5 protein-coding genes are annotated in these 6,107 nt (G+C 72.4%); 2 read left to right on the forward strand and 3 right to left on the reverse strand.

What is annotated here, in order from left to right; all coding sequences use genetic code 11:
- Positions 1–114: 114 nt before the first annotated feature.
- The 3 genes from ABT299_RS51960 to ABT299_RS51970 all read right to left on the reverse strand — a co-directional run bounded on the left by ABT299_RS51960 (position 115) and on the right by ABT299_RS51970 (position 3,708).
- Complete coding sequence (locus ABT299_RS51960; protein ID WP_500255392.1) at positions 115–1,020, reverse strand: SDR family oxidoreductase; 906 nt, start codon at positions 1,018–1,020, stop codon at positions 115–117.
- 75 nt (positions 1,021–1,095) lie between these two features.
- Positions 1,096–1,242, reverse strand: coding sequence for a GPGG-motif small membrane protein (locus ABT299_RS51965; RefSeq protein WP_190854010.1), 147 nt, complete (start codon positions 1,240–1,242; stop codon positions 1,096–1,098).
- Between the two features lie 327 nt (positions 1,243–1,569).
- Positions 1,570–3,708 (reverse strand): anthranilate synthase component I, encoded by a 2,139-nt coding sequence (locus ABT299_RS51970; RefSeq protein ID WP_347256601.1) that lies wholly within the window; start codon positions 3,706–3,708, stop codon positions 1,570–1,572.
- A gap of 446 nt (positions 3,709–4,154) precedes the next feature.
- Here ABT299_RS51970 and ABT299_RS51975 point away from each other — a divergent pair, with 446 nt between their 5' ends.
- Positions 4,155–4,379 carry a DUF3311 domain-containing protein gene (locus tag ABT299_RS51975; RefSeq protein ID WP_190854014.1) on the forward strand — a complete coding sequence of 75 codons (225 nt, stop codon included), beginning with the start codon at positions 4,155–4,157 and terminating at the stop codon, positions 4,377–4,379.
- Between the two features lie 3 nt (positions 4,380–4,382).
- Positions 4,383–5,993, forward strand: a complete 1,611-nt coding sequence (gene mctP, locus ABT299_RS51980; RefSeq protein ID WP_190854016.1) for a monocarboxylate uptake permease MctP — start codon at positions 4,383–4,385, stop codon at positions 5,991–5,993.
- Positions 5,994–6,107: the final 114 nt, after the last annotated feature.

Below are 6,107 nucleotides of genomic sequence, written 5' to 3' on the forward strand. Positions count from 1 at the left end.
CGCCCCCGGGGCGGGCCGTCAACCCGCCGGGCGTGTACGCGGTGTAGTTCCCCGCGCCCCCCCGGCCGCCGCCCGGGGCGAGGCCCTCCGCGGATCGGCGCCGGAGGGCCGGGACTAGCGGTAGCCGGTGAGGTCGGCGGGCCGCCCGTCGGTGAGGTAGCGCCAGCAGTCGGGGCGGCTGCCGTCGGCGTCGGTGAAGCCGTAGACCCGCGCGAGGCCGCCGCTGGACAGCGACGCGCCGTTCCAGCGGGCCCGGTCCGGGTCGGCGGCGAGCGCGGCGACGGCCCGCCCGACGAAGGCGGGCGACTCGGAGATGGCGAAGCCGGGGTTCGCGGCGATGCCGTCCCGCCAGGTCTCCTCGGTGACGCCGAAGTGCTCCAGCATCGCCTCCGACCGCAGCCAGCCCGGCGTGAGCGCGACGGCGGTGCCGCCGTGCGGCGCGATCTCCACGGACTGGGCGAGCGCCATCCGGATGACGGCGCTCTTCGCGAGGTCGTAGAAGAACCCGACGTCCTCGCGGTAGCGGGCGTTGTACTCGGCGGTCCCGTCGGTCATCTCGACGACGAGCCCGCCGGGCTCGCGGATCAGCAGCGGCAGCGCCCGGTGGCTGGTGACGGCGTGGGTGTCGATGGCCAGCCGGAGCAGCCGGAGCCCGTCCTCCAGCGACTGCTCCCACAGCGGCTCACCGAACCGGAACAGGTGGTCGGAGCCCCAGACGTCGTTGACCAGGACGTCCAGCCGCCCGTGCTCCTCGTCGATGCGCCGGACGAGCGCGGTGACCTGCGCGGGGTCGAGATGGTCGACCTGGACGGCGATGCCCTCGCCGCCCGCCGCGGTCACCAGCTCGGCGGTCTCCTCGATGGTCTCGGGGCGGCCCATCTCGGACCGTTGCGACCGGGTGGTGCGCCCCGTGACGTACACGGTGGCCCCCGCGGCGCCCAGCTCGGCGGCGATGCCGCGGCCGGCGCCGCGGGTGCCGCCCGCGACCAATGCGATCGTGCCTTTCAGTTCTCGGCTCATGGGGACGATGCTGGCGCGGAAACCTGACAGCCCGCGTCAGTGTTCCGCCACGTCCCCGGCCGGGGTTCACCGCACTCAGGTGAAGATGCTCACGCCGCCGGGGCCGACGAGCAGCCCGACGACGATGAGGACGATGCCCCAGATCAGCTCGCGCCGGGCGAGGATCACGTAGATGCCGGAGATCACCAGGATCACGGCGATGAGCCACAGGATTGTCATCATGGCGAGCGGGATCCCCGGTATGAAACCGACAAAACCACCACCTCGATTCGGTCAACCCGAATCTTGGTTTCGGGCGGAGGGGGGATCGCTCCCCCCTCCGCCGGGATAACGGCGATCACGCGCCGCGCGACACGGCGCCGTGGCCGGAAACCGAGTCTTCCGCGCCCGCCCGGACCGGTCCAGGAACCACGGGACCATTTCCGGACGTCCGCGATGATGCTTCAGGACGAGGACCGGCTCCTGCGTCCGGCGGGTTGACATTTGGCCCCGAACGAGCCCGCGGCCCCTGCGGCCAAGGCCGTCCCGGACGAGCGGGGGCGACGGGCGTCACCGGGCGCGGCAGAGGCGCAGCACGTTCGCCACGATCCGGTGCCCCGCGCCGCCCGCCGCGGTGAGGATCGACTCCGGATGGAACTGCACCGCCCACCGCCGCCGGCCCGCGTCCTCGATCGCCATCACGACGTCCCCGGTCAGCGCCGTCACCTCGAAGCCCTTCACCCGGTCCGGGGTGGCGTGCAGCGAGTGGTAGCGGGCCGCGGTGAACTCGTCGGCGAGGCCCTCGAACAGCGCGCCCCCGACCACCTTCACCTGGCCGGGCTTGCCGTGCGACGGCTCGGGCAGCAGGGTCAGCTCCCCGCCCGCGTGCTCGACCATCGCCTGCAGGCCGAGGCACACCCCGAAGACCGGCAGGTCCCGCTTGTCGAGGGCGTCCAGCAGCCCCCGGGTCGCGAAGTCCTCCGGACGGCCCGGGCCGGGCGACAGCACCACCAGGTCCGGCGCGTGGTCGTCCAGCATCCGCACGGGGAACCCGTGCCGCAGCGTGACCACCTCGGCGCCCTGCTGCCGGAAGTAGTCGGCGAGGGTGTTGACGAACGAGTCCTCGTGGTCGACGAGCAGCACCTTCAGCCCCTCGCCGGGCAGGTCCGGCAGCGGCGCCGGCTCCTCGGCCGCCGCCGCGGCGGACGGCCGCCGCGACGCCTCCAGCGCGCCGAGCAGCGCGCTGGCCTTCAGGTGCGTCTCGCGCTCCTCCTCGTCCGGGTCCGAGTCGTACAGCAGCGTCGCGCCGGCCCGCACCGTCGCGATCCCGTCGCGGATCTGCGCGGTGCGCAGCGTCAGCCCGGTGTTCATCGACCCGTCGAACCCGACGCAGCCGACCGCGCCGCCGTACCAGCGGCGCGGCGAGTCCTCGTGGTCCTCGATGAACTGCATCGCCCACGCCTTCGGCGCGCCCGTCACCGTCACCGCCCACATGTGGGTCAGGAACGCGTCGAGCGCGTCGAAGCCGGGGCGCAGCCGGCCCTCGATGTGGTCGACGGTGTGGATCAGCCGCGAGTACAGCTCGATCTGCCGGCGGCCGAGCACCCGCACGCTGCCCGGCACGCAGACCCGCGACTTGTCGTTGCGGTCGACGTCGGTGCACATCGTCAGCTCGGACTCGTCCTTGGCCGACGACAGGATCGCGCGGATCTGGTCGGCGTCCTCCAGCGCGTCGCCGCCGCGCCTGATCGTCCCGGCGATCGGGCAGGTCTCCACCCGGTCGCCGGTGACCCGGACGAACATCTCCGGCGACGCGCCGACCAGGTACTCCCCGTCGCCGAGGTTGAACATGAACTCGTACGGCGCGGGGTTCGTCTCGCGGAGCCGCTCGAAGAAGACGGCGGGCGCGTCGCAGCGCCCGTACATGGCGTGGCCCGGCGTCACCTCGAACAGGTCGCCGCGCACGAACTTCTCCTTGGCGTCCCGCACCATCCGGGCGTACACGCCGGGCACGGGCTGCGGCGGCAACTCACCCCGCGACGGGACGGGCGTCGGCTCGGTGGCGCGCGGGATCCCGGCCGTGCTCGCGCCGCCCACCTCGAACTCGTAGGACATGCGGTGCGAGGTCTCGCGCTTGCGGTCCACCACGACCATCTCGTCGGCGAGGTGGAGGACGAGGTCGCGCTGGTCGGCGGGCCGCTCCAGGCGCGTCCGCAACGGCTCGAACTGCAGCGACAGGTCGTACCCGAACGCCCCGTACAGGCCGAGGTGCGGGTCGTCGCAGCGGAACAGGTCGATCACCGCGCGCAGCGCCGTGAAGACGGTCGGCTGGCGGCTGCGGTCCTCCTCGGCGAAGAACTCCTCCGTCGGCGGGACGAAGACCTCGAACTCCGCCGGCCCGTCCGCGCGGACCTCGCCGACGGGGCGCAGCGCCCCCGCCACCGCCGGAAGGACCACGCGCCCCCGGCCGTTCAGCGCGCGGACGGACACGTTCCGGCCCCGCGCGACGATCTCCAGGCACGGGTCGACGTAGGCCATGTGCCAGCGGCTGTAGCGGCCGGGATACTCCATGCCCGAGCTGAGCACGCCGCCGCGCCGCTCCCCCACGGCGGCGACGAGGGCGTTCAGCACGTCGGACTTGCGCTCGGAGTCGACCGGGACGGCGGTACGGGTCACCCGTACGCCCCCGGCGGTGACGAACTCGCCGATCCCCGCCCGACCGATGTCGGCGTGCTGTGAGTCGGCGTGCTGTGAGACGGTCTCCACCGCGGTGGCCCCTCGTTTCGGGCCCTGCACCGGCGGACACCGGGAAACGACCGCCGATGAGGGCGGTCGCCTGGTCTAGGACATGCACGAACCGGCGCCGCCTCAGCGGCGCCACCACCACCGGCGGGACGCGGTTCGCATACGGCGAGGCTACCAGTGTCCGCCCGGGGGCGGCGACCCCGCGGGCCGGACGCGCCCCGCGCCGCCGGGGCCGGTCCCGTCCGGTGGGCTGAGCTGGGCGTCCACGGGTTGGAACGATCCAGTCAAGTCGTGCCGCGGTCGATATCGAGCCGTTATCGCAGGCGGATAGCCTTTCCCGGCTCCACCCCTGGCAGGGTCCGTCTCGCGATCCGGGCGGACCGCGTGCCGCACGCACGAGGAGGATCCCTTTGGCCTCGCAAGACCCGCCGGAGCCGGCCCGTCGCTCCGACCGCAGCCCGTGGAACTGGCTCCTGCTGGTTCCCGTCGTCGTCCCGCTGCTGACCTTCCTGTTCAACAGCGACGGACCGCGCCTCGCCGGCTTCCCGGCCTTCTACTGGATGCAGCTCGCCTTCATTCCGCTGGGCGTCGCCTGCACCGTGATCGTGTACCTCATGACGCGGAAGAGGGACTGAGCCATGGCGCACGGGCACACGACCGAGATGGTCGTCTTCGTGGTGCTGTTCCTGCTGGTCAGCGGGCTGGGCTTCGTCGCCGCCCGGTGGCGCAGGCCCGACAGCATGCACTCGCTCGACGAATGGGGCCTCGGCGGCCGCAGCTTCGGCAGCTGGATCACCTGGTTCCTGATCGGCGGCGACCTCTACACCGCCTACACGTTCGTCGCCGTCCCGGCCCTGGTGTTCGGGGCGGGCGCCGCGGGCTTCTACGCCGTCCCCTACACGATCGTCGTCTACCCGCTGGTGTTCCTCGTGCTGATCCGGCTCTGGTCGGTGTCGCACGTGCACGGGTTCGTCACGCCCGCGGACTTCGTCCGGGCCCGGTTCGGCTCCCCGACGCTGGCGCTGGTCATCGCGATCACCGGCATCGTCGCCACGATGCCGTACATCGCGCTGCAGCTCGTCGGCATCCAGGCCGTGCTGAAGACGATGGGCGTGAACGGGCACTGGCCGCTGATCATCGCGTTCCTCGTGCTGGCGGCCTACACCTACCAGTCCGGGCTGCGCGCCCCGGCGCTGATCGCCTTCGTCAAGGACCTGCTGATCTACCTGGTGATCATCGTCGCGGTGCTCTACATCCCGTCCAAGCTGGGCGGCTGGGGGCACGTCTTCGACGCGGCCCAGGCCAAGTTCGCCAAGACCCCGGTGCCGAGCGACGGCATCCTGCTCAACGGCGGCAACCAGCTGAACTACGCCATGCTCGCGCTCGGCTCGGCGCTGGCGCTGTTCCTCTACCCGCACAGCGTCACCGGCGTGCTGGCCAGCAAGAACCGCAACGTGATCAAGCGGAACATGGCGGCGCTGCCGGCCTACAGCTTCGTGCTGGGGCTGATCGCGCTGCTCGGCTTCATGGCGATCGCCGCGGGCGTCAAGCCGGTCGTCACCGACGGCAGCCCGGACACCAACACGGTCGTCCCGCTGCTCTTCGACCACATGTTCCCGGACTGGTTCGCGGGCGTCGCCTACGCCGCCGTCGGCATCGGCGCGCTCGTCCCGGCGGCGATCATGTCGATCGCGGCGGCGAACCTGTTCACCCGCAACATCTACAAGGAGTACCTGCACAAGGGCGCGACCGAGAAGCAGGAAGCGCTGGTCAGCAAGCTGGTGTCGCTGGTCGTCAAGGTCGGCGCCGTGCTGTGCATCCTGGTGCTGGACCCGCAGTTCTCGATCGACCTGCAGCTGATCGGCGGCGTCATCATCCTGCAGACGCTGCCGTCGGTGGCGCTGGGCCTGGTCACCCGCTGGTTCCACCGCGCCGCGCTGATCGCCGGCTGGGCCGCGGGCATGATCGCCGGGCTGTGGATGCTGTACGACATCCCGAACCCCGCCAAGCACAAGGAGCACTTCGGCGGCTCGGCGTTCAAGCTGAGCGACCTCGGCCTCGACACCGAGAAGACCGTCTACGTGGGCATGCTCGCGCTGGCCGTGAACCTGGTCGTCGCCGTGGCGGCGACCCTGGTCTTCCGGGCGGCCAGGCTCAAGGACGGCGAGGACGCCACCCGCGAGGCCGACTACCTGGCCGACGAGGGCGACCCGAAGGTGAAGGACCTGGAGCTCAGCAGCAGCACCTGATCCGGTCCGCACCGGCACCGGCACCGTCCCGGCCCGCGGGGGGGGCCCCCGCCCCCCCGGGCCCACGGCCCGCGGCGCCCCCCCCCGGGCGCCCCCGCGCGGGGCGGCCCCCGC

It is taken from the genome of Spirillospora sp. NPDC000708 (assembly GCF_040299565.1).
Taxonomy (GTDB): Bacteria; Actinomycetota; Actinomycetes; order Streptosporangiales; family Streptosporangiaceae; genus Spirillospora.